At 45.9% G+C, this 26,119-nt stretch carries 12 protein-coding genes; 4 read left to right on the forward strand and 8 right to left on the reverse strand.

Going from position 1 to position 26,119, the window contains the following annotated elements; genetic code table 11:
- Window positions 1-50 precede the first annotated feature (50 nt).
- From rpsF to H6F77_RS00495, 4 genes are all read left to right on the forward strand, one after another.
- Window positions 51-389, forward strand: coding sequence for a 30S ribosomal protein S6 (gene rpsF, locus H6F77_RS00480; RefSeq protein ID WP_190484171.1), 339 nt, complete (start codon window positions 51-53; stop codon window positions 387-389).
- 315 nt (window positions 390-704) lie between these two features.
- Entirely contained in the window at window positions 705-2,753 is a 2,049-nt protein-coding gene (locus H6F77_RS00485; protein WP_309228776.1) for a tetratricopeptide repeat protein, read from the forward strand.
- A gap of 127 nt (window positions 2,754-2,880) precedes the next feature.
- Window positions 2,881-5,574 (forward strand): DEAD/DEAH box helicase, encoded by a 2,694-nt coding sequence (locus H6F77_RS00490; RefSeq protein WP_190484173.1) that lies wholly within the window; start codon window positions 2,881-2,883, stop codon window positions 5,572-5,574.
- A 452-nt stretch (window positions 5,575-6,026) separates the two neighbouring features.
- Window positions 6,027-8,939: a glycoside hydrolase family 10-like protein gene (locus tag H6F77_RS00495; RefSeq protein WP_242021795.1), complete on the forward strand. Its 2,913-nt coding sequence runs from the start codon at window positions 6,027-6,029 to the stop codon at window positions 8,937-8,939.
- Window positions 8,940-8,960: 21 nt separating this feature from the next.
- On the opposite strand, the gene H6F77_RS00500 is transcribed toward H6F77_RS00495, so the two are convergent.
- The 8 genes from H6F77_RS00500 to H6F77_RS00535 form a co-directional block, all read right to left on the reverse strand.
- Window positions 8,961-10,007 carry a glycosyltransferase family 4 protein gene (locus tag H6F77_RS00500; protein ID WP_190484175.1) on the reverse strand — a complete coding sequence of 349 codons (1,047 nt, stop codon included), beginning with the start codon at window positions 10,005-10,007 and terminating at the stop codon, window positions 8,961-8,963.
- A gap of 381 nt (window positions 10,008-10,388) precedes the next feature.
- Window positions 10,389-12,824 (reverse strand): hybrid sensor histidine kinase/response regulator, encoded by a 2,436-nt coding sequence (locus H6F77_RS00505; protein WP_190484177.1) that lies wholly within the window; start codon window positions 12,822-12,824, stop codon window positions 10,389-10,391.
- 79 nt (window positions 12,825-12,903) lie between these two features.
- Window positions 12,904-14,712, reverse strand: coding sequence for a methyl-accepting chemotaxis protein (locus tag H6F77_RS00510; protein ID WP_190484179.1), 1,809 nt, complete (start codon window positions 14,710-14,712; stop codon window positions 12,904-12,906).
- Between the two features lie 9 nt (window positions 14,713-14,721).
- Window positions 14,722-16,173, reverse strand: coding sequence for a methyl-accepting chemotaxis protein (locus H6F77_RS00515; RefSeq protein ID WP_190484182.1), 1,452 nt, complete (start codon window positions 16,171-16,173; stop codon window positions 14,722-14,724).
- 25 nt (window positions 16,174-16,198) lie between these two features.
- Window positions 16,199-17,650 carry a methyl-accepting chemotaxis protein gene (locus H6F77_RS00520; protein ID WP_190484184.1) on the reverse strand — a complete coding sequence of 484 codons (1,452 nt, stop codon included), beginning with the start codon at window positions 17,648-17,650 and terminating at the stop codon, window positions 16,199-16,201.
- 91 nt (window positions 17,651-17,741) lie between these two features.
- The gene (locus H6F77_RS00525; protein WP_190484186.1) at window positions 17,742-18,815 is read right to left on the reverse strand and encodes a chemotaxis protein CheW; all 1,074 of its coding nucleotides are present in this window, start codon (window positions 18,813-18,815) and stop codon (window positions 17,742-17,744) included.
- Window positions 18,816-18,829: 14 nt separating this feature from the next.
- Entirely contained in the window at window positions 18,830-20,416 is a 1,587-nt protein-coding gene (locus tag H6F77_RS00530; protein ID WP_309228777.1) for a CheR family methyltransferase, read from the reverse strand.
- Between the two features lie 292 nt (window positions 20,417-20,708).
- Window positions 20,709-25,634, reverse strand: a complete 4,926-nt coding sequence (locus H6F77_RS00535; RefSeq protein ID WP_190484188.1) for a PAS domain S-box protein — start codon at window positions 25,632-25,634, stop codon at window positions 20,709-20,711.
- Window positions 25,635-26,119 lie beyond the last annotated feature (485 nt).

Below are 26,119 nucleotides of genomic sequence, written 5' to 3' on the forward strand. Positions count from 1 at the left end.
ATCGCTCGCGTCTTTAGAAGAAGCCTTATTGTCCACAAGGAAATTTGTCCATGAATTACGTTTACGAGACAATGTACATCCTCCGCCCCGATTTGGGAGAGGAATTAGTTACACAGGCGATCGCCAAATACCAGAACCTGGTTAGCGACAACGGAGGAACTGACGTTGAAAGCCAGCATCGCGGTAAGCGCCGTCTGGCTTATGAAATCCAACGCCAACGCGATGGCATCTACATCCAGTTGAACTATAAGGGCAATGGTACCCAAGTAGCTATCTTAGAGCGGGCAATGCGCCTGAGCGAAGAGGTGATTCGCTACTTGACCATTAAACAGGAAGTGCCTAAAGAAGAAGCAACTGAAGAGCAAGAAGTAGCTGAGGTAGAAGCCTAGTTATTTGTGATAGGGGTGGGCATTGCCCACCTTCTTGTTCTGAACTTCTGAATATTTGTTACAAATTGTTTCAAGAGGGCGATCGCAGCGAGCAGTTATTAGTCAAGAGTCATTAGGCATCAGTCGCTCAACACAGGACGATGGCTAAGAAGGTGGGACAGATTGAGTATTGTCCTGACCTAAAGGCAAAAGATGGGAAAAAGGGTGTATGCACCCGCATTGCTCTAAGCTGCGGATCGGTCGTATACTTCGCGATCGCAGTAATATGACAAAGCGGGTATAAGTGAATCTGCCACCCCTATCGCCCGCAAGATCGTGACTGACACTGCTCCTCCAAAAGTTTCGAGCTGGAATCGACAAACCTATCAACGCTTGAAACTAGCGCTGAGTCTTGGTCTGCGTCGTCAAATTTATCTAGCGGTCTGCGATGACTTAATTTTGCGGAACCGGATTGCAAATAGGTTATACGCCGAGTTGGGCCATCCCCAACTGGTTAACATCAACCTAAACCCTCAGCAGCCGAATCCTATTGCTCAGATTGCACAATGGTTCGCCACCCGAAGCATACCCCGCGTCTCTCTGGGCGCTCCCGCATTTCAGATTTTGGGGGTTGAGCTATTAACCAAGCAATCGGCATCCGTACAAGCCTTATTCCTAAGACATCTAGGGGCAATCGAGCGCAGCATGCTTCTTGGCCCAGAGCCAATAAATAACGTTTCCCTGTTGCTCTGGCTGCCCCAACCCTGGTTTCATAGCATCCAGCAGTCAGCCCCTGAGTTTTGGCGCTGGCACACTGGCGTATTTGAATTTGAAGGCGAACCGACACCATTACCGCCGACTCAACGACACAGACCAGAGGTTTCCCTACGAACAGCAGTAGGAGAAGAGACGCCAGTGCGCGGGGAAAACCTAAAGCACATCGTTCCCATTGACCTAGCTGGAGAACGTCGCGATCGCGAACAGAAGGAGGAGATAAAAGAAAGTCAAGAGCAAAGATCTAGGAATCAGGAGTTACAAAATGCTCCTGCTAATACTTCCAGAACTGCTCAAAACCCAGATGAACGCAGCGGCGGGGTAATCCTGCCAGCTTTGCAGGAGATCGACCAATTAGCCAAATCTTCGCCCGATCCCACCGTTTTAGTCGAAGCTTATTTAAAACTGGGAAATCATTATCGCGATCGCGTCGAACAGGGAGACGCCACACCGGAAAACCTGATTACCGCTATCCAAGCCTACGAACGGGCGCTGCAATGTGTAGGAACAGACTACGCACAAGCATCAGACATCCTCAATGACCTGGGCAATCTCTACTGGATGCTCTCGCGCTCTTCCGCCAGTCCCGAAGAGATTCTCTCCTACCTGGAGCAAGGCATTCAAGCGTATCATCTCGCCTTAACTAAGGTAAGTGCAGATGCGTCTCCACTGGCCTACGCGATGATTCAGAATAACTTGGGTGCAGCCTACGGAGATTTAGCCCGCTATCGAGACAGCGCTATTAACTTAGAGCTAGCGGTACAAGCATATCAACAAGCCCTGCGCTATCGCCGACCTCTGATAGAAGGCGAAGATGCAACAGTTGCTATGCGGTATGCTTCAACGCAGAATAATTTGGGCACAGCTTATTGGCATCTAGCCCAGCACCAAGATCCGCACAAAAACCTGAAGTTAGCGATTGACGCCTATAGCGAAGCAGTTTCCTACTATCACCCAGAGCAAGAGCCGATCAACTGGGCGATGATTCAAAATAACCTGGGGACAGCCTACTGGAATCTTGCCCAGTACGAACAGCCAGAAGAATTTTTGCCCAAGGCAATCGAAGCCTACCAGAATGCCCTCAAGTATCGCACCCCAGAGGTGGTTCCTGCCGCCAGCGCTGCCACGCAGAATAACTTAGGTACGGCTTACTGGCATTTGGCTAACTCGTCTCAATCCGACCCTTTGATGCGGCAGGAGTATTTGCGATTGTGTATTATGGCTTACCTTAGCGCGATCGCCCTGGCTCATGGCTTGGCAACAAGTACTCCCCAAGTAGTAGTGAGCTTCGACGTGTTTGCGACTTACAATAATTTGGGACTGGCGCAGTACCAGGTGGCAACGGATAGTCAGTTTTCCTTAGAGAGCAAACAGAAGTCCGCTCATCTGGACGCAGCACTGCACCACCATTTGCTAGCGTTGCAGGGTTTTAGCAACCAAATTAGGAGCGTTGGCACCCCCGTTCCCTTAACCGATAATTACCAAGCAGCGCTAAATTACGTTGTGAGGACGATTCGCACTTTCTACCGCGAAGAAGGCATACAGGGGCAAAGTCGCGCTCTTTCTAAGGTTCCGGGGCAATTTTTGCCGGAAATATTACCAAAACTGTAACCTAGCTGCGCTCATTCACGTTTAGTCAATCCTTATTTGGGGGGATTAGGACATGAGAGCGATCGCGAATAGGGAATTATTTGCTTAAAACTTCAGAATGCATAATTAATAACTCATAATTTTAATAATGGAATCATTTGGCCGTATTGTGCCCCCTACATTGCCTAGCAGCTCCTACCTCGACCTGTTTCCTTTTGAACTGGATGATTTCCAATCCAGAGCGATCGCCGCTCTAGACGCGGGTCGCTCAGTTGTCGTGTGTGCCCCAACAGGATCGGGCAAAACCTTAATTGGCGAGTACGCCATTTACCGCGCCCTCAAGAGGGGGGGCAGGGTATTTTACACAACTCCCCTCAAAGCACTCTCTAACCAGAAATTTCGCGATTTTCGCGATCGCTTTGGAGTCAACCTAGTAGGCTTGCTCACTGGCGATAACTCGATCAACCGAGAAGCGCCAATTCTGGTAATGACAACAGAAATCTTCCGCAATATGCTCTACGGTACGCCCATAGGCGAAGTTGGCACCTCCCTGGTTGGTGTCGAAGCCGTAGTCCTAGATGAGTGCCACTATATGAATGACCGACAGCGTGGCACTGTTTGGGAAGAATCGATTATCTATTGTCCTGCTGACATTCAGCTATTAGCTCTTTCAGCAACAGTAGCCAATAGCGACCAACTAACTGATTGGCTAAATCGGGTTCACGGTGCAACCGAGCTAATATACTCCGACTTTCGACCAGTCCCCCTAAACTTTCACTTCTGCAACCCTAAAGGGCTGTTTCCGCTTCTCGATGACAACCAGAAAAAAATTAACCCGCGCCTAGTAGGGACAAAAAGGCGCAAGCAGGCAGAACAAGGCTCCCGCCAGCGAGAAGAAAGCCCTAGCTTGGGTTTCGTCGTTTCTGCACTGTGGGAACGAGATATGTTACCCGCAATTTATTTCATATTTAGCCGCCGGGGTTGCGATAAAGCCGTCGAGGAAATGGGAGACCTCATCCTCGTGAATCGCGGGGAACGCGAGGTACTTAAGCAGCGAATTGAAGAATTTTTGGCCAAAAATCCGGATGCTGGTTCACCAGGAAGAGTTCAAGCTCTCTTGCGGGGAATTGCTTCTCACCACGCGGGAATTTTACCAGCCTGGAAGGGGTTGGTGGAAGAATTGTTCCAAATGGGTTTGGTTAAGGTCGTGTTTGCTACGGAAACGCTGGCAGCGGGAATTAATATGCCTGCGCGAACAACAGTAATTTCCAGCCTTTCCAAGCGCACCGACGACGGACACCGACTGCTCAAGGCAAGCGAATTCTTGCAAATGGCGGGTAGGGCAGGCCGTCGTGGGATGGATACTGTCGGCCATGTAGTGACATTGCAGACGCCGTTTGAAGGTGCGAAAGAAGCGGCATATTTGGCGACATCCCAGGCTGACCCCTTGGTGAGTCAGTTTACCCCTAGCTACGGCATGGTGCTGAATTTGCTGCAAACGCATACTTTGGAAGAAGCAAGGGATTTGATTGAGAGGAGCTTTGCCCAGTATTTAGCGACACTGTATCTGAAACCGCAAGAACAAGCGATCGCCGATCTAACGGCTGAAGTAGAGCAAATCGAAGCTGATTTAGCAGTTATAGACCCCAAGCAAGTGGCAAGTTATGAAAAACTCTTGGGGAGGCTTAAAGAAGAGCGGCGATTATTAAAAATGCTGGTTGATGACGCCGAAGAAGTAAGAACCTCAGAAACTGCCAAGGCGCTAAATCTTGCTTCACCGGGAACCGTCCTACACTTGAAGGGCAAGCACGTACCTGTTTCGTCGCCGCTACCAGCCGTATTAATAGGAAAAGTACCCGGTCGCGGTCAAGCTCCCTATTTGATTTGCTTGGCACAGGATAATCGGTGGTACGTGGTGACAACAGTGGATGTGGTGGGGTGTTCTTTGGAGGACAGACTGCCCGTTCCCACCAAGGCTTTACCTATTCCTCCAGACGAGCTTAACCTGACTAAAGTAGGCGATCGCAAGCGAGGCGACCCATCTACCGCCGAATTTGCTGCAAGTATTCCTGCATCATACTCGCCCGTAACTGAAGAACCAGAGGTGATGGAGCAATTTCAGCACGTTGAGGCGGTGAAAGCGCTTTTGGATACACATCCAATGCGACAGTGGGGCAATCCCACCACTCTGCTCAAGCGCAATGCCAAGCGCTTGACCTTGTGCCAAGAAATAGCAGAACGCAAAGCCGAACTGCGCGAAATTTGGGCGCATCACTGGCAAGAATTTCTCGACCTTATTGAAATTTTGCAACGCATGGGGGCTTTGGATGGATTAAAGCCCACCCGACTGGGAGAAGCCGCTGCGGCAATTCGGGGCGACAATGAGTTGTGGCTGGGGATGGCGCTGATGTCGGGGGAACTAGATGATTTAGACCCCCATCACTTAGGAGCTGCGTGTGCCGCTTTGCTGACAGAGACGCCCCGCCCCGACAGCTGGACGCGCTATGAGTTATCGCCTCGCGTGTACGAGGGTTTGGGTGGGTTGCGCCCTCTACGTCGCAGTTTGTTCCAGATGCAGCGTCGATATCGGGTTGCGCTGCCAGTATGGTCTGAGGCAAGCTTGGTTAGTTTAGTAGAGCAGTGGGCATTGGGTGTGGAATGGCCGGAATTATGCCGTAACACGAGTTTAGATGAGGGGGATGTAGTGCGGATTTTGCGCCGCACGGTGGATTTCTTATCTCAAATTCCCCACGTACCCGGAATATCAGAGGTGTTGCGTCGCAATGCTATTCGGGCGATTCAGCTAATCGATCGCTTCCCAGTTAATGAGGTTGTTGCTTAAAAATTCAGGGACTTGGATTAATTAAGAATAAAGAATTATAGATGATAAAAATATTTTTTCATTTATAATTCTTTGTTTTTACTATTTAATAGTTGCAGCACACATTAACAGTCTTAAAGACTTAGGGTAAAAGAAGGTAGCTCTGCTTATAAAGCAATAGGGTTTATTTAGGGCTAAAAATCAAAAATTGTGTAGGTTAGGTTGAGGAATAAAATTCAACTATCGTAAGTATTATTTGGGCTTTATTACCGATAAGAGCAACACACAATTATTTTTAGGTGAAATTTATTAATTTATAATCTATAAATTAATAAATTTGTTATTTTTAGAAATTAGTTAATTTATAGTTAAAAAGAGCTGGTTTTGTTTAGGAGCGATCTGTGTTTCAAAGGCGCGTGCAAAACGCAAAAGAAAGAATTTTTTCTGTTATTATAAGTGGTTCATTTTTAGTTTTGCCTTCTTCAGCCAATGCACAAATGTCCCAATTGGGGGTTGTAAGAAGTGGGGAGAATCAGGGGCAATGGTCAGGGATTACGGCACGCTTGCGGGCTAGCGGTGTCGCTTATTGTGTAGTTGATTTGCAACAACTGAAGTCAGCAGCTAATTTGGCAGGGACGCAAGTTTTGTTTTTGCCCAATGTGGAGACGCTGACTGACGTTGAGGTAGGAACGTTACAAGATTGGATGGACAAAGGGGGGCGGACGATAGTTAGCGGTCCGACAGGAACTCTATCAAGTCCTAACGTAAGATCTGCTTTGCGATCGCTCTTTGGGGCATACTGGGGGTTTGCGATCGCAACTCCAACAAACCTGCAACCTAACACAGAGAAGACTATTGAATGGGTAAAAGCAGACGGGCTTGCTGGCTCGGGGATCGGGGGCGCGGTTATTCCCACCGCATTGACCAGTCAAACAGCGGCTTTCTGGAAGTCCGACAACAACAATAGTAATGCCCCAGCTGTGGTGGCGACCGATAAAACCGTATTTTTTGGGTGGCGCTGGGGCATTGATACAGGTTTGTCCGCAGAGGTTGATAGCGGATGGCTGAAGGCGGCGTTGGGTCGCTACGGGCAGGAGAGATTAATCTCAAGCGTACCCCCAACGGGGCCAGAACAGCCTTGCCGCGCTTCTGCTGCTGTTTCTACCCGGCAGGCAGAGGCGGCTAAACCTACTACGGTTGGAGCGAATAGGGCGCTATCGTCTCGTGCCATCTCAACCGCGCCTGCGACTACTAGAAGCAGCGCGGGAGCGAATCAATCTCCAAAAAATCAAGCTATACGTCCGGGTTGGCTAGAATTGCCCAACGCGATCGCGATGGATAAGTTGAAAACTCCAGGCGTACCGATCGTACAGGCAAGCGATCGCGCCTCAACCAGCATTGCGGCTCCGTTGACTGTCGAAAATACTAGACAAGGGGAGCAGAGGGTAATTTCTCAGGCTCCAGTTCCCATTCAAAGCAGCCGCGCTGTTCAATTAGCAGCTCAACAGGTGACACCAACTGAGGTAGAAACCCTGAGATCTACCATCCCGCCTATAACGACTCTTGCACAGAGGAGTTTAGTACAGTCTGTACCCGCGATGCGTCAGGATCTGGAAAATCTCATAGGTAGAGTCGAGAGTGCCTTTATTACCGCCAGCGCCCAAACCAGCACTGAAGAAAAAGGTTTAAGGAACTGGCAAACTTCATCAGCCAGTCCGCAATCGTCAGTTATTAGCAAGGTTCCGGCAACTGAAGCGGCTAGAGCTGGTTTGCAGAAGTTTATCGACTTAGTTGCAGTACAGAATTATAGTGGGGCGCGAGAGCAGTGGACGCAGTTGCGGCGATCGCTATTGCAACAGTATCCCACCAACCGCAAAATTGCCCAGCCGGAGATTCGGGCTATGTGGTTAGACAGAGGCACCATTGTTAGTGCTGGATCGCCAAAAGCTTTGGCACGAATTTTCGATTCTATGGCAGCAGCCGGGATTAATACAGTCTTTTTTGAAACCGTTAACGCTGGCTATCCCATTTACCCCAGTCGCATCGCACCAAAGCAGAATCCTATGGTTCGGGGGTGGGACCCTATGGAGGCGGCTGTCAAGTTAGCCCACGAGCGAGGCATGGAATTGCACGCTTGGGTTTGGGTATTTGCCGCAGGCAACCGCGTACATAATCGTTTGCTCAACCTGCCAGATAATTATCCAGGGCCATTAGTGGAGGCCCATCCAGACTGGGCGGCTTCTGATAAACAGGGGCGCATATTCGATCCGCGTTCGGGGAAAGTGTTTTTAGACCCAGCTAATCCAGAGGTGCGACGCTATCTTTTGGATCTGATAGGGGAAATTGCCCTTAGGTATAAGGTCGATGGCGTCCAGTTGGATTATATTCGCTATCCTTTTCAAGAACCTAGCCTGAACCAGACTTACGGCTACGGGAAGGCGGCTCGTCAACAGTTTAAGCAATTGACAGGGAGAGATCCGATCGCCATTACTGCATCGCAAGCCGACCTGTGGGATAGTTGGACGCAATTTCGCATTTCTCAAATTGATTCTTTTGTCACTGAGGTATCTCAACGCCTGCGTAGCCAACGCTCCGACATTATTTTATCTGCGGCTGTGTTTCCCATGCCCAAACAAGAGCGCTTGTCAAAACTGCAACAAAATTGGGAAACCTGGGCGCTACGCGGCGATATAGATATGTTAGTGCCGATGACTTATGTCTTGGAGGCAAATCAATTGCAGCATATGGCGAGGCCACTTTTTAATGAATCGGCGCTAGCTGCAACTTTGATCTTGCCGTCTGTGAGGCTTTTGAATTTGCCAGATGTTGTGGCGTTCGATCAAATTCAGTTGTTGAGAGATTTGCCAGCAGGCGGTTACGCTTTGTTTGCTTATGAGAATTTCAACGGAAATCTGCAAGGGATTTTCAATCGCACTCAGGGCAAACCGGAAAAAGGTTCTACTTTTGCAGATTTATGTCCTACGAGTTCTGATAGTCAAGATGTTTGTCTGACAACAGAGGCGATTCCTTATCGGCAGCCTTTCCAGGCGGCGGCTAGCCGTTATGCAGTTTTACAAGCTGAATGGAGTTATTTAAAGACTAATAACCAAATTTGGATAAAAGAGCCTGCACTGTCGCAATGGGGGAAAGAAGCACTAGAACTATCAGAGGCGCTAAATCAACTAGCGAGGGAGCCTTCGAGGGAGAAGTTTGCATATGCTACAGCAGCTATGCGGTCTTTCCGGTCTGAATTCCGCAAATGGATGCAGTTGCAAGCAATACAACAGCCATATCAGGTGCAGATGTGGGAAAACCGTTTAGCGACAGTAGAAAGGTTGTTGAAATATGGAGAGCGATCGCGGTTGACTAGGGGGGTAAAAAAGTAAAAAGGCTAGTCTGAAAAATTCTTACAAGGCCTTTTTACTCTCACACCGGGAGGTACGCCAAACTTGCCAACTGGTGTAACCCAGCAGCAAGGTCGTACCCAAGGCAAAAGCCACACCCCTGGGCAACCCAGCAAAAGCAAGGGCTAAACTCCCCACCCACAAAGTCAGAGTGTAGATAAACAAAACTGTTAATCTGTGCGACAGACCTGCTTGCAGCAACCTGTGATGCAAATGGCGTTTATCCGCTGTAAAAGGCGACTTACCGTGTCGCAGCCGCGCCAAAATAACCACTGACATATCCACAATCGGCACAGCCAAAATCAGGTAAGGTACTGTACTCTTTACTAGGCCGATCGCTGCGACACCAGCAAGGGTAAACCCGATAAAATATGCGCCCCCATCGCCCATAAAAATTTGAGCGGGGTTAAAGTTGTAGCGCAGAAATCCCAGAGAGCCACCCGCAAGAGCCGCTGCAATTAGAGCCGCTGCGGGTTGGTGCATGAACAAGCTAACAATCAACATAACTACGGCGGCGATGCCAGAAACGCCAGCTGCCAGACCGTCTAGACCATCAATCCAGTTGATGGCATTTGCCATACCCACCAGCCAAATAATCGTTATTGGCCAGCCGATGGAGTCTGGCAAAGTTACAAGTCCAATTCCGGGAATGGTAAGGAACTCAATTTGCACGCCACTATGCCACGCCCAACTAGCAACGATCGCTTGCATCAGCAGCCGGACAAAAGGCGACAGATTGAATAAGTCGTCTGCAAGGCCGATCAAAAAGAATCCCAGCCCACCTAACGTGACCGCCCAAATCTCTGACTCTTTCTCTGGCGGCAGAACGCCAAAACCTCCCGCATTCCAAACAATCACTAGAGCAATTATGGTGCCTGCAAAGATAGAGACACCTCCCAGCCGTACCATCGGGCGATCGTGGACTTTTCGTTCGTTAGGCTTATCGACACGTCCGCTTTTAAGACCAATTTTTTTAACAACTGGTGTTGTCCAGAGGACAACAAAGCCGGAGATGAGAAAGGCAAGCAAATGGTATAGCTGGGGAGGCATTGCAAATTAGGTAGAATCGTAGACAGTGATAGGTGTCAGCCAGAGTCTACTACAATTTCAATCCCTGAGCCGGGATTTTGACTTTTACTCTCAAATTACAATTTAAATCCCTGATGGATATTCCTACAGCCTAACCGGGCGGGGGTCGCTACAATACCCCATTACCCTCACTTTGTTGTATTGAACGCTGTAACAAAGCAGCATATGAAAACCGCCTTAACTTAAATCACTTCACATCTTGCACTAATCCCTGAGAATGGACTAACGGAAGTTTTGTTTGTCTAGCTGCGGTTTCAATCGCCAGGTCTAAGATGTGGGGTCAAGTTTCATAGGTCTTGCAGAGGTGGTATGTATAGTATTTCCTCAGCGGACAAATGACGATTAAATAAGTCTTCTCAACGTTTCTAACAACACCTCTTGGCTAAAAGTGCCTTTGGTGATGTAAGCATTAGCGCCAGCTTCAGCCCCCCTGCGTTTATCTTCATCGCTGGCTAGAGATGTGACCAAAATTATGGGTAATTCGTTATATTCCTTATGCTGACGAATCCTTGCTGCAAAACCCAATCCATCTAGATTGGGCATTTGCACATCTGAAATCACCGCATCAAAGGAACGGGTTCTTAGTTTGTTGTAGCCGTCCAAACCGTCTACTGCTGTTACTACTTCATAACCCGCACCTTCTAGAATGCGCTTTTCTTGAGTGCGAATGGCGATTGAGTCTTCGGCTAATAAAATAACTGGTTTGCTGTTAACTAATTGCAAGGATGTAGCGTCAGATTGCCTGACCGCTATTGCCGAAAAGGATGCGGCTTGTTTCTGCACCGATTTAATCAAATCAGGGGGGTTTAAGATCGTGCAGACTTCACCTGTGCCGAGTATGGTTGCACCAGCAACATTACGAACCCGCTTCAATAATTTACTCTGGGGTTTAATTACTACATTTTGTTCGTCTAAGAGGGCATCGACAAAGATGCCAAGCCGCTGTTCGCCCAGCATTAGAATAATGCAGGGTTGGGCGTAATCCTCTGCTAATTTTTGGATGATTGAGTCTTGGGGCGATAATTCCAGGAGGTCGGCTAGTCGAGCGACTGATACTGGCTGACCGTCCAGATTTATTGTTTCCCGACCTTCAATAGCAAAAATGTCTTGCTTGGGCACTAGGCGAGTAGTTTGCACGTACTCGACTGGCAAGGCGTAGGAGTTACCTGCCACTTCTACAATCAGTACGTGCGTTGTTGCCAGGGTCGTGCTTAGGAAGATTCGGAAGGTACATCCCTGTCCTGGTATTGATTCAACGAGTATGTTTCCTTTGAGTCGCTCTACGTTTGTGCGAACAACGTCCAACCCGACGCCTCGACCCGAAACTTCGGTAACGAATCCCTGGGTTGAGAAGCCTGGGACAAATATGAGCGAGTGAATTTGCGCTAGTGTCATTGTGGAGAGTTGTTCTTCCCGGCAAATTCCGCGCTTAATTGCTGTCTGTTTAATCTTCTCAAGGTCCAATCCTCGCCCGTCATCGGCAACTTCTATTAAAATGCTGTTGCCATTTTGGGCGGCTTTAATCGAGATGGTGGCTTGAGGGGGCTTGCCTTGTTGTTGGCGTTCTGCGGGTGTCTCGATGCCATGATCTACGCAGTTGCGAAGGATATGCATCAAGGGGTCTTTCATTTCTTCGAGGATGCGCTTGTCGGCTGCGGTTTCTCCACCAGCGATCGCCAGTTCAACTTGTTTGGCTTGGCTTTTGGCTAAATCGCGCACCATTCGGGGAAACAGCTGAAAAATAGTGGAAAGTGGTAGAAGCCTCAGCAATCTAATTCCATCGGATAGCTCCCCGGCGATCGCTTCTAGTCGTTGGCTATCTTCGTAAACTGCGCTTCTTAATTCGTTGAGACGAGCTTCTACTTTCGTGCGACTTTCTTCTGTGCGATGCAAAAAATCTCCTAGCTGTCCTATGGCGATGCTGGACTGCAATGAGGAGCGAACTGAACTTTCCCTCCCAGGCGTTCCTATTGTTTGTACTTCATCAACAAGAAAACGATTGGCAAAGACATCTCTGTTCCACTCTTCCCACATTGCTAAGATTTCCTCAATCTCCGCCAGTCGATGAGCAATGCGAATTTTGGTGACGGTAAGTTCACCTGCTTGAGTCATTAAGCCATCAAGATTGCGCGTTTCGACGCGAATCGTATCGATGCGGTATTCAGAAGATATTTTGCCATCAGGCACCGAGACAGGGGACGGCGAGTGTTTTATTTCAACGTTAAGCGCACTACTGATATTTTCAGTAAACTCGCTTTTCCTTTTTAAACCATTAGTTAATTGAGAATTATTAAGAGAAAATTCAGTATTTATTGTGGCTTCTATAGGTGGAATTGTCTCTTCTATATACTCAATTGCTTCTTCTGTCGGCTCCTGAGTTGACAAGGCTGGTGGCGTCGGCTTGGCTCCCATCAAATGGGCAAGAACGTGAAATGTTTGCACTCCGGAGGCTTGGCCCCCTGTGGTTTCAGTTACCAGTTTACCAATTGCATCTAATCCATAACAGATGCGATCGCATACTTCTGTTGTTACAGGCGTCTCCCCGCGTTTGATGGTTCCTAATATATGTTCTATTTGATGGGTTAGAGTTTCCACATCCCGCACGCCCAGCATTCTGGCATCACCTTTAAGACTGTGGGCTTCGCGCAATAATTCTTCTAGATTAGTAATATCGTTCGGTTCTTTCTCTAAATTCAGCACGCCTTCTTCTAGTTTTTGTAAATGCTCTTCGCTTGAAGCTTTGAACAGATTCCGGAGTTCTTCATCTTCGATAAGCATAATTTCTACTTATTATTTTCTAGTTATTACTTGGTGATTGGACATTCCAATAATTCAAAAATCTTAAACTAAAAAGTATTTAAACCACTGTCTTAAGATTCAGAGCAGCGTCGTTTAATTTCTGGGTAGCAAGTTTAGTTTGACTCATACCGCTGGCGGTTTCTTTTGCTCCTTGATTGAGAGCATTCATAGTATCCACTACTTGTTGAATAGCGATCGCTTGTTGTTGGACATTCAAAGATATTTGTTGACTGCTGAGAACTACATCGTTAATTCCTTCCGCAACTCCGGCGAAGGCTTCTGTCGTTGATTGGGCAATTTTCACCCCGTTCTCTACAGTCTTAGTCCCCTCCTTTGTAATCTTGACAGTTAAATTAATAGCATTCTGAATATCGTTAACTTGGATGTTAATCTTCTGGGCTGATTCTTTACTTTGATCGGCGAGTTTACGAATTTCTGCTGCTACAATGGCAAAGCCTTTGCCATGCGTACCCGCCCGCACAGCTTCCACAGCGGCGTTGAGTGCCAGCATATTGGTTTCGCTGGCTAAGTCACTCACCAAAGTTGATATTTTGGCAATTTCATCAGTATGTTCGCTCAATTGCCAAATTTGTTGCGCGATCGCGCTAACTTTTTCTTTCAAGGCAAACATACCCTCTTGGGTACGTGCTACCGACTCTGTTCCCTGTTTTGCCAGAGTTAAAACTTGCCCTGCACTGACAGCTGATGCAGTAGCAATCTCCGCGCTCGCCCTTGATGATGCCCCCAATTCGTCCATAGCCGTAGTGGTCTCATTCACAGATGTGGCTTGCTGGGTTGCCATACGTTCTTGCTGCTCTACAGTTGAAGCGATTTCGCTAGAGGAAGTAACAATAAGATTAACAACATTAACTATCCGTTTGATGAGTGGCTCGGTTACACAAATGCTTAATATGATAGCGATTATACCGACAACAATTGCGGTCACTAGGGTTCCAAAAAGTATTGTTAGCAGTAGGCTATCGCTGGCTGCAAAGGCAGTTTTTGGATCGGTTTCAATTATTCCTATCCATTTAAATTGGGGTAAACGCTCTAAGTTTTGGATGGGAGCGAGCGCTACTAAAAGCTCCTTCTGTTCAGTTTGACTAAACTTTATCCCCGCAGTTGGCTTTTGTAATGCTTCCATTTGTTTGAATATTGAATATTCTTCCTGCGCTTTTTCACCTATCTTTTTTACTTCCCTAGCGTAGAAAATTATCCCTGATGAATCAATTAGTTGTGAACTATCTCCATTATTATTGAAAACTTCGACCGCCTCTTGTATATATTTCTTGGGTAGCCGCGCACTGATGATAGCAATTGTTTTACCAGTCGTTACATCTTTAACAGGTGCAGCAAACTGAATGAAAAACTCGCCTGTGGATTTTGATAATTCTGGATCTGTGATAACAGGGGCATCGGTTTTGAGAACTTGCTGAAAATAGTTGCGACTTTTTTGATTTACGCTTGCGTCTCCCGATGTTGATTTCACAATTAAGTTACCGTTTATGTCGAAAACAGCAATATTATCATAGACACGGTAAGCATTTACAATGCTATTTAGCACCTGCTGCTTTTGCTGCAAAGAAACGATATTTCTTACCCGCTCATCAGTAATAATAGGCAAATTAGCAAGAACCTGAATATCTGCGTAGCGTTCAAAAATAAAATTGTTTACCCTGTCAGCTAACTGAATAACGCGGCTTTTTTTTGAAGCGATAACTTGTTCTCGAATTAATTGATGCGTGGAGTAATAAGTTAATACACCAGTTAATAACACGGGTATTGTACCTAGAGCGATCGCTAGGACGATTGCCTTAGTTCTCAAACCCCGCCTTTGTGATGAACCTTTGGATAATTTTTTAAACATAACTAGCAGCTAGACGACGGTTTGCAGAGCCAATGCTGCTTCATTTAGTTTTTGCGTTGCTACTTTGGTTTGACTGATGCCGCTAGCGGTTTCTTGCGCCGCTATGTTGAGAGTATTCATCGCCTGCACGACTTGTTGAACCGCGATCGCTTGCTGCGATGCACTTAGCGAAATTTGTTGATTATTCATAACAATGTTGTTGACAGCGGTTACAATACTTTCAACCTTTGTCCCCTGACCCATATCCATAACAGTAGAATTGGCGATCGCTTGGATATCTCCAACCAAATCATTAATCCGTTCTGCTGACTTTTTGCTTTGATCGGCAAGTTTACGAATCTCCCCAGCAACGACGGCAAAACCTTTACCATTTTGTCCGGCTCTCGCCGCCTCGACTGCTGCGTTCAGAGCTAACATATTAGTCTGATTAGCTAATTCGCTGACAACGCCTGAAATACTACCAATTTGCTTTATCTGTTCGCTCAAACGAAAAATCTGTTGGGCGATCGCCCTTGCTCCTGCTGTTGCAGCTTCGGCTTGCTCGGCTGCTAGTCGCGATGAAGCCTCCAATTCATCCATTGTGCTGCTAGTTTGGTTCACAGAAGCTGCCTGTTGGGTTGCAGTGCGTTCTTGTTGCTCTACTGTGGCTGCGATTTCGCTTGAAGAGGTGACAATGCTATTGACGATTTTGCTTATCTTTGCACCCAACGGCTTGGCGATGGTGATGCTGAAGAAAATACCAAAGATAATAGCAGTAAGCGGGCCGATAATCATACCTACCACAACCCAGAAGCCAGTTTGAGACACATCTTTTTCAGCGGCATTATTAGCGGAGGCTCCAAATATTTCGTTGTATTTCGCAACTCCTACAACTGATTCTGTGGCTGCGGTAAATGAGGCGCGTTCTTCATTCGCTGCCAAGTCGTTGAGTTTATCTAGCAGGGCATCTGCTTGTTTTATTATCGCTATTTGAGCCAAATTTGGTGGTTTTTGATTCACAACTTCAGACAGCCTAGCCGCAGGGTCTAAAACATTCAGTCTTGCGAATTGTTGATAAATTTGCATAAATTGTTCGTGGTCTCGCTTCCACCTGTCCCAGTCTTGAAGAAATTTTTTGTAGATTTTTTTTTCCTCTTCGGTTTGTGGAGATGTTTCATATTGTTTAAACCCTTCGTCGATTTGCTGCCAAGCATTTTTAATCCTCTCCAAGTCAACCTGCCGTTTTTCCAAACTCAAGAGCGGATTGAGGAGCGAGCGCTCTGATGACTGTATTTGGGTCTGCCCTTCGTTAATTTTCCACAATCCAGTAACACTAGGTAAAGTATTATTAGCAAGTGTATCGATGTGAGCGCTCAGGCGAGAACTTCCACTCCAGCCCACAATAGCAACGACCAATACAAGTAGCCCCATTAAGATAAATGAGCCGAACAACCGCCCTTGTAAACTTAATTTTTTAAACATAGTGTTAAATAAAGCCTGCTACTAACTACACTAACGTTTTTAGTTGGATAGCAGCTTCGTTGAGGTTCTGAGTGCCAATTTTGGTTTGAGTAATGCCGCTAGCGGTTTCTTTTGCCCCCTGGTTGAGGGCATTCATTGCCTCTATCACCTGCTGAATGGCGATCGCTTGCTGCTTGATATTGAGAGAAATTTGTTGATTGTTCAAAACTACGTTGTTGACAGCATCCCCCACACCAGTAAAGGCTTCAGATGTTTTAGCAGCAATTTTGGCTCCTTCCTCTACTGTCTTTGTGCCTTCATCTGTCACCATGACGGTTAAATTAATAGCATTTTGCACATCAGCAACTAAGGCCCCAATCTTATGAGCTGATGTTTTACTTTGGTCTGCTAGTTTGCGAATTTCTGCTGCTACAACGGCAAAGCCTTTACCATGTTCCCCAGCGCGGACTGCTTCGACTGCTGCATTTAGGGCTAGCATATTGGTTTGGTTGGCTAAATCGCTGACTAGATCGGAGATATTCCCTATCTGATTTGTCTGTTCGGATAGTTTCACTATCTGTTGCGCGATCGCCCCTACTCTCTCTTTCAATATAAACATTCCTTCTAAGGTTTGCCCTACTGCCTGACTCCCTCCATCTGTGAGATTTAGCGCTACTAAGGCTGCGTTTACTGCTGCTTCTGCTTGCTCTGCTGTCGCTCTTGATGACGCTCCTAGCTCATCCATTGTCGTCGTCGTTTCGTTGACCGAGGCTGATTGCTGGCTCGCTGTGCGTTCCTGTTCCTCTACTGTTGCAGCTATTTGTGTCGATGATGATGCGATCGCATTTACTGCTCTATCGATCGTCCCAGCCACCCTCGAATAAATCGCCAAAGCAGCAGCCACAGACAAGACAATTAACAACACTAACCCCACGATTAATGCTGTTATCAGGAACCACAAAGCTTTCTTTGCTTCATTTGTTTCTTTTTCAAGAATTATTTCTTCTGCTTGTATAAATGATTTATTTAATGCATCAAACTCTTTCACAAATTTTGCTCCGGCTCCATTTCCAAAAAGGGTTACTGCTTCAGCTTTTTTTCCGGTTTTTAATAACGCTATCATTTGTTCTGAAAATTTATTATAGTTTTGGACTAACACTAACATTTTCTGCAATCGTTCTCTTTGTTCCCGATCTATTACGGATTTATTTAATGAATTCTGTGTTGTATAAAATGCTTCTAAAGAACTTTGATATTCCTTTAAAAATATCGGATTGTTTATAATAGCGTATCCTCTAAGATTGCGAATCATTCCTTGTGCAGCTACATCCAAAGTAGTTGTTTTTAAAATTACCTTTTGAATTCGTTCTATGTCTTCAAAAATGTGAAATATCTTATTAGAAGTAGTAAATACCAGCCCACTTAGACCTATGTATACAAGCACAGGAACTGCAAACCCCACCAACATTCGGCCTCTCAAAGTTAAATTGGTACTCATAATAATTATTGTTTCTGGTAGTTTATATCACTATCAAATTTATATGTAATTCCATTACATAAAACTAAAACTAAAAAGATGCGAATAATAATTAAACTTCTTCATCAACTATTAGACCTCCTTCAATAATAGTTTTTTGCATATCCAGTATAGCCATCACTTTATCGCCATACCAAGCAGTCCCGCGCAGAAATTTAACATCTTTATTTAGGGAATTTACTGCTGTCGGAACAGGCATAATTTCCGATGGATTCAGGTACATCACATCAAATACTTCATCAACCATTACTCCAGCCACGATATCCTTGATATTTATAATCATTGCTTTAGATGCCGTACTGGGAGCGCTCATCATAAGTGTAATAACGCCACGAATATCGACTAAAGTAACAATCTCACCCCGGATATTCATATTGCCAATAATATGAGGCGGGCAGCAGGGAATGGGTTTTACAATTCTAATATCAATAAACTCGCGGACAAATTCAAGATCGAGTGCAAAGTATTCACCATTTAAACCAATAACCGCTAGCGCCATCAAGCCACTACTTTGTTCGCTCTGAACAGCCACCATTAAATTGGCTGCTCGCCTGCGAAAAATAGTTCTTTCTTCTGTCGTTGCATTAGGACAGAATAGGCGCTGTTGTGTTAAGACAAATTCTGGTGGTTGCGTGTCGGATTCGTCGGCTAACGGAGGATTTGCGATCGCTCCGGTTAATGCTTCAACCAGCTCGGTTCCTCGGAGCAAAGTTTCAGGGTTAAGCAGCATCACAATATCTGACCCGATATTGGCAAGCTGGGTGACTAAACCCCCCTTTGCGCCTGCTTCTCGCCCATAACCCTCGCCTGCGATCGCGTGTGCGTCGAGATTATGAACTTCTCGGACTTCATTGACAATGATACCAATCCTCAATCCACACAACTTGATGACGATTACACTGTCTGTTAAGCAGTATTCTTGCGCTCGATAGCCCAAGCGAATATTCAAATCGGCGATTGGCAAAAATTCTCCCCGGAGATTTAGTACCCCAACAATGTCTTGCGGGTAGTGGTGGACGGGTGTCAGCTCCGGTAGAAAAAAAATCTCCTGTACTGAAAGTGCATCTACACCATAAAGAGAAGAATTCAAACTGAAGATCAGATATGCCCTAGTTTGTGGAGACATTTAGGCTAAATTCTCTAAGCTTTTTTTACCTTGTCTATCAATTCACTAGCTGTCATTCCCAGCCTCGGATCTACCTGTGCCGAACTGGGCAGTCTTTTAAGCAATTCTAATGCTACGCTACGCATTTTTTGAGATTTAGTTATATTTTTTTCTATTTCGTAAATTAAAGCTAATTCCAGATAAGCATAAACAGATGAGGGCACTAAATAAATAATTTTTTTGAGCCAGCTTTTTGCTTGTTCAATATCTCCTTGCTCTTCAGCAATATGGGCTAGCAAGTAGTAAGGTTCGAGAAACGATAGCGAATCTACTTCTAGTGCTTGCTTACAGTAATAAATTGCTTTTTCATACTTGCCTACATTCGCATATATTTGGCTCATCAAATAATAAGCACCACAGTGCTGGGGCTGCTGCTGAAGCAGTTGTTCTGTCTTTTTGAGCGCATCTGCATACTTTTTCTTTTGAAACAAGATTTCTGCTTCCTTAAAAATTGTCTTCAACGTTGCATTATCCGGTTCAGAACGATTAACTGTAGCCTCCTTAGAGATACCCACTATGGCAGGCATGATGGTAGGAGGAGGTGTGAAGTAGCTTGGGAGTGGAGAGGTAGATGATGGGGAGACACTAGCAGAGGCGCGCAGAGGCACAGAAGAAGTTGCCTGTAATTTGTACCCTTTGCCCGCAACTGTTTCTTTTAGCGCAGGCGTGCTTGTATTGCGTTGAGAGGCTTCGCACCGTTGATAGATGACTGATTCTGGAAACGATTTTGCCTTTAATGAACCCAGATTTTCCACAAGCTGAAGTTCAGCATGACCAGTTAGAAGATACCCACCCTCATTAAGAGTATTAGAAAATTTATTTAAAACATTTGAAATTGCTGCCTTGTCAAAATACACAAAAACATTTCTACAAATAATAAGATCCATATTATAAATATTAGAAGAGGCTATGTCTAAGAAGTTAGGATTACTGGGAAATGTATCTTGTCGCAAATTTCCATGCTGGAATGTTACCATTTTGCGAATTTTTTCATTTAATTCCCATCCATTGGGTTTTTTAGTGAAATACCTTCTTTGTATTTCCGAATCTACTAGACGGAACGACCAAGGGCTATAAATTGCTCGTTTTGCCTGACTAATTGACGAAATATTAATGTCAGTACCTAGAATTAAAATATTCCATCTTTCCCAATCAGGTAACAATTCATTAATGAGGATTGCGATGGAATATGCTTCTTCTCCTGTTGAGCATCCTGCGCTCCAAATTCGTAGGGTTTTATCGTGGTTATGCCGCAATATTAATTCTGGTAAAATCAGATTCCGTAGCAGAGAAAAGACTCCGCGATCGCGCAAAAAATAAGTCTCGGATATGGTCAATAGAATTATTAATTCGTTCCACTCTCTATGACTCAAATTAGTATCAGCTTCTAAAAGATGATAATAAGTTTGGGGTACAGATAAGTTGAGTGACTTCATCCGCAACAAAATTTTTGACCCTAAAGCTTCTTTATCTTGTTCGCGGACGTGCAAACCTGTATAAGAAGCAATTAGTCGAATGAAGCAACTCATGAGCGAATCATTCAACTTTCCTATCGATGACACCTATTTATACTCCTTGCGATCGCGGATCGCTTACCCGCAGGGCTAATGCACCTGGCCATATAAACATTATTACCGTTATAGGCACTGGTTTACCCTACGAGACGGTCTAGCGGTTAAAGGTCAATTATGTCAGCCTAAACCTCCAGCTTACAAATTATTTAGTTGACAATCGAGATGCACCAATACCTTTTGTAACGCTGCTGCCTGTCGATAGGCGGGAAAGCTTTAAATTGCCAGCAACAATTTAAGATTAATACTTGAACCAACGGCGGGCTAATACTTTAAATATTTATTAGGAATTGGCATCAAAGGGAATTTCAATCACAAACTCTGCACCCTGCCCCGGTTCTGATATACACTTTAGAATACCACCATGTTTCTCTACCACAATCTGGTAGCTAATAGATAGACCAAGACCTGTCCCCTTGCCCACAGGCTTTGTAGTGAAGAAAGGGTCAAACAGGCACTTGCCAACATCCGGGGCCATTCCAGGCCCGTTGTCGCGAATGCGAATGATTACGGTGTTAGGGTTTTGGATTGGGGACGGCGGCTCGAATGAGGCCGGAGATGGATTTAACTCTGCCTGTACTGGTAAAGACTTAGCAGACAACATATCTACACGATTTAAAACCTCCGTACTAATAGTAATAATCTTGGGTTCGGGGTGATTTTCCAGGGCATCAATCGCATTGCTGAGAATGTTCATAAAAACTTGGTTCAGCTGCCCCGCGTAGCAATCTATGTTGGGTAGATTGCCATACTCCTTGACGATCTCAATTCCCGTGTTAGTACCGTTCGCTTTCAAACGGTGATGGAGAATCAGTAAGGTATTATCGATACCCTCATGAATATCAACTGGTTTTTTTTCTGCTTGATCTAAGCGAGAGAAATTCCTCAAAGACACTACAATTTGGCGTATTCTCTCGGCACCTATGTGCATAGAAGACAGCATTTTTGGTAGGTCTGTAAGCAGAAATTCTAAATCTATATCTTGGGTAAATTCTGCAATATCTGGATGAGGATTGGGGTAGCGCTGTTGATATAGATCTATTAGCTCAAGCAGTTCTTGAATGTAGTTGCTGGTGTGGGTCAGGTTGCCTGTAATGAAATTGACTGGGTTGTTGATTTCATGGGCGATACCTGCCACCATTTGACCAAGACTAGACATTTTCTCTGTCTGGATCAATTGCGATTGCGTCTGCTTGAGATTGTGCAAAGCTATCTCTAGTTGATAAGCCTGGGTTTGAGCTGCCCTAGCTACTGCACGGGTTTGGGCGTAATGTTCTGCTTGGTCAATAGCGATCGCTAGCTGGTCAACAACGGCTTGCAGCAAATCCACTTCGCTGTCTGTCCACACGCGAGGGCCACGACAATGGCTACAAACGATCGCTCCTAGCTGTCCGGCGTGGGTCTTAAGTGGTAACACCAGCTGAGATGTAATATCCAAACGATCCAAAATTTCTTGCTTGTAAGCATCTAATTCGTTCTGACCCTGGGCGACATCGTTAATACGAATTGTCTCCAGATTGCTCATTTTATCAAGCAAGACGCTAACGTATTTAGTCGGCTGCTCGCCCATCAAACTCCCCAGCCTGGAATTGCCCAAACTCTCGTGAGTTACAGTCAGAGCGGGCGACTTTGGATCTAACCAACACCATAGGAAGTGACAGCGATCGATTTGCAGCAAACTCCGGATCTCCTGAACGGCGGTTCCCAGGATGGTATCTAAATCTAGAGAGTTGCGGATTTGGTTCGCAAGGCGGAAAAGCAGGGATTCCCGACGGGAAAGCAGTGCAATTTTTGTCCAAGACCTGTCAATGGCAACGGCGAGCGCGTTGGCTAGCGGTGCAGACAACATATCATTAGCTGCCTCGCTGAATGGTTTCTGTTTGCTCACAGCCATAACGCCCACTAGCCGCTTCTCAACAATCAGAGGATAGCAAGCACTATAACTGTCAGCAATTAGCGAACAGCTTTCAGCTTCAATTCCTTTGTAAAATCGCGTTTCAAAGGCGGGCGCGTTTCTCCGACCGCTATACTGCGTCAGGTAATTTTGATGTGTTTGGGCAACGAAGCCAATCATTGAACCGTCCAGAGGTAGCTGGCGCTTAGAAAACATCTCTTGACCGATTGTGCCCCGTTCGGGATGTCCCGCTAACGCCTGCCGTTCCAAACAGCCCAGGTGTTGGTTAAACGTCCAGATACAGGCATTGCTTGCATCGAGATACTCGATCATTGCGTTTGTGCAAGTTTGGAGGCTTTCGGGTAAAGTCGCGCTCCCGCCGAGGGCACTTCCCACCTCTGCTTCTAGGGAAGAAAGGCGCGATCGCTCCAACAAAGCAGTTTCTGCTTGTTTACGAACTGTAACGTCACGGAAATAAACCGATAAACCATCTTGATAAGGATAAGCTCGCACTTCAAACCACGTTTCTAGCGGCGCATAAAACTCTTCAAAATGAACTGTTACTTGTTGAGAAACTGCTCTGCGATATTCTCGTTCAAAGGTAGAACCATTAAATTCTGGTAATTGCTCCCACAGACACCGATCGAGCAACTCATCTTTGGTTGTAAACAAAAGCTGTTCTGCTCTTGAGTTCAGATAGGTGAATCGCCATTCGGTATCCAGGGTAAAGAAAGCATCGGTGATACTTTCAAGAATGTTTGCGGTTCGCGATCGCTCTGCATCAGCTGCATTTCGCGCCGCCTCAGCCTCAGCCCGTGCCAACTGCTCTCTCTCTAGCAGTTGGATGCTTTCTTCCTCCACCCGCTTGCGATCTGTGATGTCTCGACGAATTGCCACATACTGATGTGGTTTCCCCTCTGCGTTCAAGACGGGCACAATTGTCGTATCCACCCAGTAAAAACTTCCGTCCTTGGCTCGGTTCTTAATTTCACCTTTCCAGACACCACCCCTCGTGATAGTCCCCCACATCTGGCTAAAAAATTCCTGGGGGTGATATCCAGAATTGATGATGCGGTGGTTCTTTCCAATCAATTCTTCTCTAGAGTATTTGGAAATTTGGCAGAAATTATCGTTGGCGTATGTAATCTTTCCCGTGCTATCGGTCATAGCCACAATCGAAGATTGATCCAGTGCAAACTTGATATCTGCTACTTCTTTAATTGACGCTTTCAGCGACGACTCTGCACGCTTGCGATCGTCTATATCTGTGTTTGTCCCGAACCAACTAACGATCCGACCTTCCTCATCGCGCAACGGTAAGGCGCGGCCAAGATGCCAGCGATAGGTTCCGGTCTCTGCACACAGGAGGCGAAATTCGACTTCGTAAGGCTCTCCCGTTGACAGAGACTTGACCCAGCGCTCGATACACTCTGGCACATCGTCAGGATGCACCACATCCTGCCATCCCCAATCGAGCATTTGCTTGCTAGTGCGCCCGAAATAGTCTGTAACTCTCTGGTTAACGTAATCTAGTCCGCCATCTGGCCGCGCCGTCCATACCTGTTGGGGGATGGCTTCGGTCAGGAAACGAAAGCGCTGTTCGCTTTGTCGCAGCGATTCTTCAGCTTGCTTGCGTTCGGTAATGTCGCGGGATGTCACGTGAATTTCTAAAACATTATCGATTTTAGAGTCACGTACTGCGCGGCTGGCGGATTCAAACCAGATATAGCCTCCATCTTTACAGCGGATGCGGTAAGTAATTGTGTGAATATCTGGTGTCTCTATCACTGCTGAGTGAGTTTTGCGGATTTTGGCAATATCTTCTGGATGCACAAACTCATACGCAGAGTGCCCAACTAGCTCTTCAGGAGCATAGCCGAGGATAGTGCGACATGCCGGAGAAGCATAGAGGTAAATTCCTTCTGGATTATGTCGAGATATCAGATCGGTGGAGTTCTCGGCCAACATCCGGAACCGTTCTTCACTCTCGTGCAATGCTTGTTGCGTCGAATCGCGATCGCTGATGTCTCGATTTATTCCCCGATAACCTCTAAATAGCCCCTCTGCATCAAATAATGGCACTGCATTGGTTTCGAGGGCGACTATATGACCCTGTTTGTGGATGTTTGTGTTTTCCAGAAACGAAAATGGCTGTTGTGCAATAACAATCGGGTTAAAGATATTAGCAACGCGAGAAGCTTCTTCCTTGGGCATAAAGTCAAAGGGGGTTTTGCCCAGCACCTCTGATGGTTCATAACCCAATACATCGCTTACTTTTGGGCTGGCATAAGTATATAAACCATTTGCATCTACCTCCCAGACCCAAGCGCTGGTGGTTTCGACTAATTTGCGGAACCTCTGTTCGCTCTTGTGTAACGCCTCGACAGTCTGTTTACGATCGCTGATATCGCGATTTACCCAAATGATGGCAACAAGATGGCCTTGTTCATCGTGCAATGGCACGACAGCTGTGTGCGAGATACCCTCGGTGCTATCCTTGCGGATGAAAGTAACTTCACCAGACCATCCCCCCTCGCGCATCACCGCCTCTATCACTTTGGCTGTCTGCATCGGCGTGTTTTGTAGCGGATGTAAAATTTCCGGGGTCTTGCCTAAAAGTTCGTTTTTTTTATAGCCGAACATACTTTCTGCACCTGGGTTGCAGTCAATAATTTGGCCTAAGATATCTGTCAGGATGACGCCATCATTAATTTTTTCAAATATTAGTGCTTGTCGGCGCATTACTTCCGTTGCGCGATCGCTACCCAACGGCGTATTATCGCGAGCTGCAAGTGTTTGTGTTAATCTCATTAAATTTTTTAAAATTTCCAATTGAGCGATCGCTGCCTTAGCTAACGTCTTAAGTGCTTTTTGTTGTTGAGGGTCTAACTCTCTTGGCATATAGTCCATCACCGTTAAGACGCCCAGCGTCAATCCTCCTCTGGTGACTAAGGGTACACCTGCATAAAATCTAATTTTTGGGTTCGCTCTTAGCAGCGGATTAGTCGCAAACCTGGCATCAGCTAAGGTATCCCTTACTACCATCACCCCTGATGGGTAAGCTTCTGATTGCAGGATTGCATGGAAGGACAAAGCTAGGTATTGGTGAATTGCTGTTGGTGTCAAGCCGAACTTTGACTTGAGCCACCGCCGTTTTGAGTCGATCAGGCTGATTAAAGCAATTGGCGTTTGGCAAATGTAAGCCGCTAGGTGAGCCAGATCGTTGAAGGCTGCTTCAGGAAACGACTTTAGCTGTTGATATCGCCTCAACTCGTGCAGCCGGAGTGCTTCGTAACAAGGTAACGGTGTCATCATAAAGGTTCCCGCTTTTGCACAGCCAGATTTTCCAACATGAAAGCGATCGCTAATATTTCAACTACTCGATCTATACTCCCTCTACACCCGTCTCGTCATTGCCTAAAGACCAACCTGCTAATCAATTGCAATTAATCTATTTTTATACTGCCGCTTTAAATATTAATGGGTTGCTTCTAGTACTAAAAAATTATCCTAAAGCAACGATTCCCAGCCATTAATAGCCGTGCCTCTAAGCAGCCTTACCTACAAACATTTCTTTCCATCCCGACAAAAGCTACCTAGCTCATTGCCTTAGAGCCGCCAACTACAGCTTTGCCCAACTTAACACCACCTCTTACCTATATTGTTCCCAAAAAATTTATATCTATTTACAGAGGCCTTATTCTTTTTTTATGTTATCTAATAAGTACCGCTTTAGCGCCACACCCTGTAATTTGTTGTGGCACTATTTTTGCAAAATTTTTGCTTATACCATGCTTATT

The sequence above is a fragment of the Microcoleus sp. FACHB-831 genome (assembly GCF_014695585.1).
Classification (GTDB): Bacteria; Cyanobacteriota; Cyanobacteriia; order Cyanobacteriales; family FACHB-T130; genus FACHB-831.

What these genes read in the sequence shown, in the direction of transcription:
- H6F77_RS00535 (WP_190484188.1), bottom strand. Translation starts at nt 25,634, where the DNA reads ATGATGACACCGTTACCTTGTTACGAAGCACTCCGGCTGCACGAGTTG.
- rpsF (WP_190484171.1), top strand. Translation starts at nt 51, where the DNA reads ATGAATTACGTTTACGAGACAATGTACATCCTCCGCCCCGATTTGGGA.
- H6F77_RS00505 (WP_190484177.1), bottom strand. Translation starts at nt 12,824, where the DNA reads ATGCTTATCGAAGATGAAGAACTCCGGAATCTGTTCAAAGCTTCAAGC.
- H6F77_RS00520 (WP_190484184.1), bottom strand. Translation starts at nt 17,650, where the DNA reads ATGAGTACCAATTTAACTTTGAGAGGCCGAATGTTGGTGGGGTTTGCA.
- H6F77_RS00510 (WP_190484179.1), bottom strand. Translation starts at nt 14,712, where the DNA reads ATGTTTAAAAAATTATCCAAAGGTTCATCACAAAGGCGGGGTTTGAGA.
- H6F77_RS00525 (WP_190484186.1), bottom strand. Translation starts at nt 18,815, where the DNA reads ATGTCTCCACAAACTAGGGCATATCTGATCTTCAGTTTGAATTCTTCT.
- H6F77_RS00515 (WP_190484182.1), bottom strand. Translation starts at nt 16,173, where the DNA reads ATGTTTAAAAAATTAAGTTTACAAGGGCGGTTGTTCGGCTCATTTATC.
- H6F77_RS00490 (WP_190484173.1), top strand. Translation starts at nt 2,881, where the DNA reads ATGGAATCATTTGGCCGTATTGTGCCCCCTACATTGCCTAGCAGCTCC.
- H6F77_RS00500 (WP_190484175.1), bottom strand. Translation starts at nt 10,007, where the DNA reads ATGCCTCCCCAGCTATACCATTTGCTTGCCTTTCTCATCTCCGGCTTT.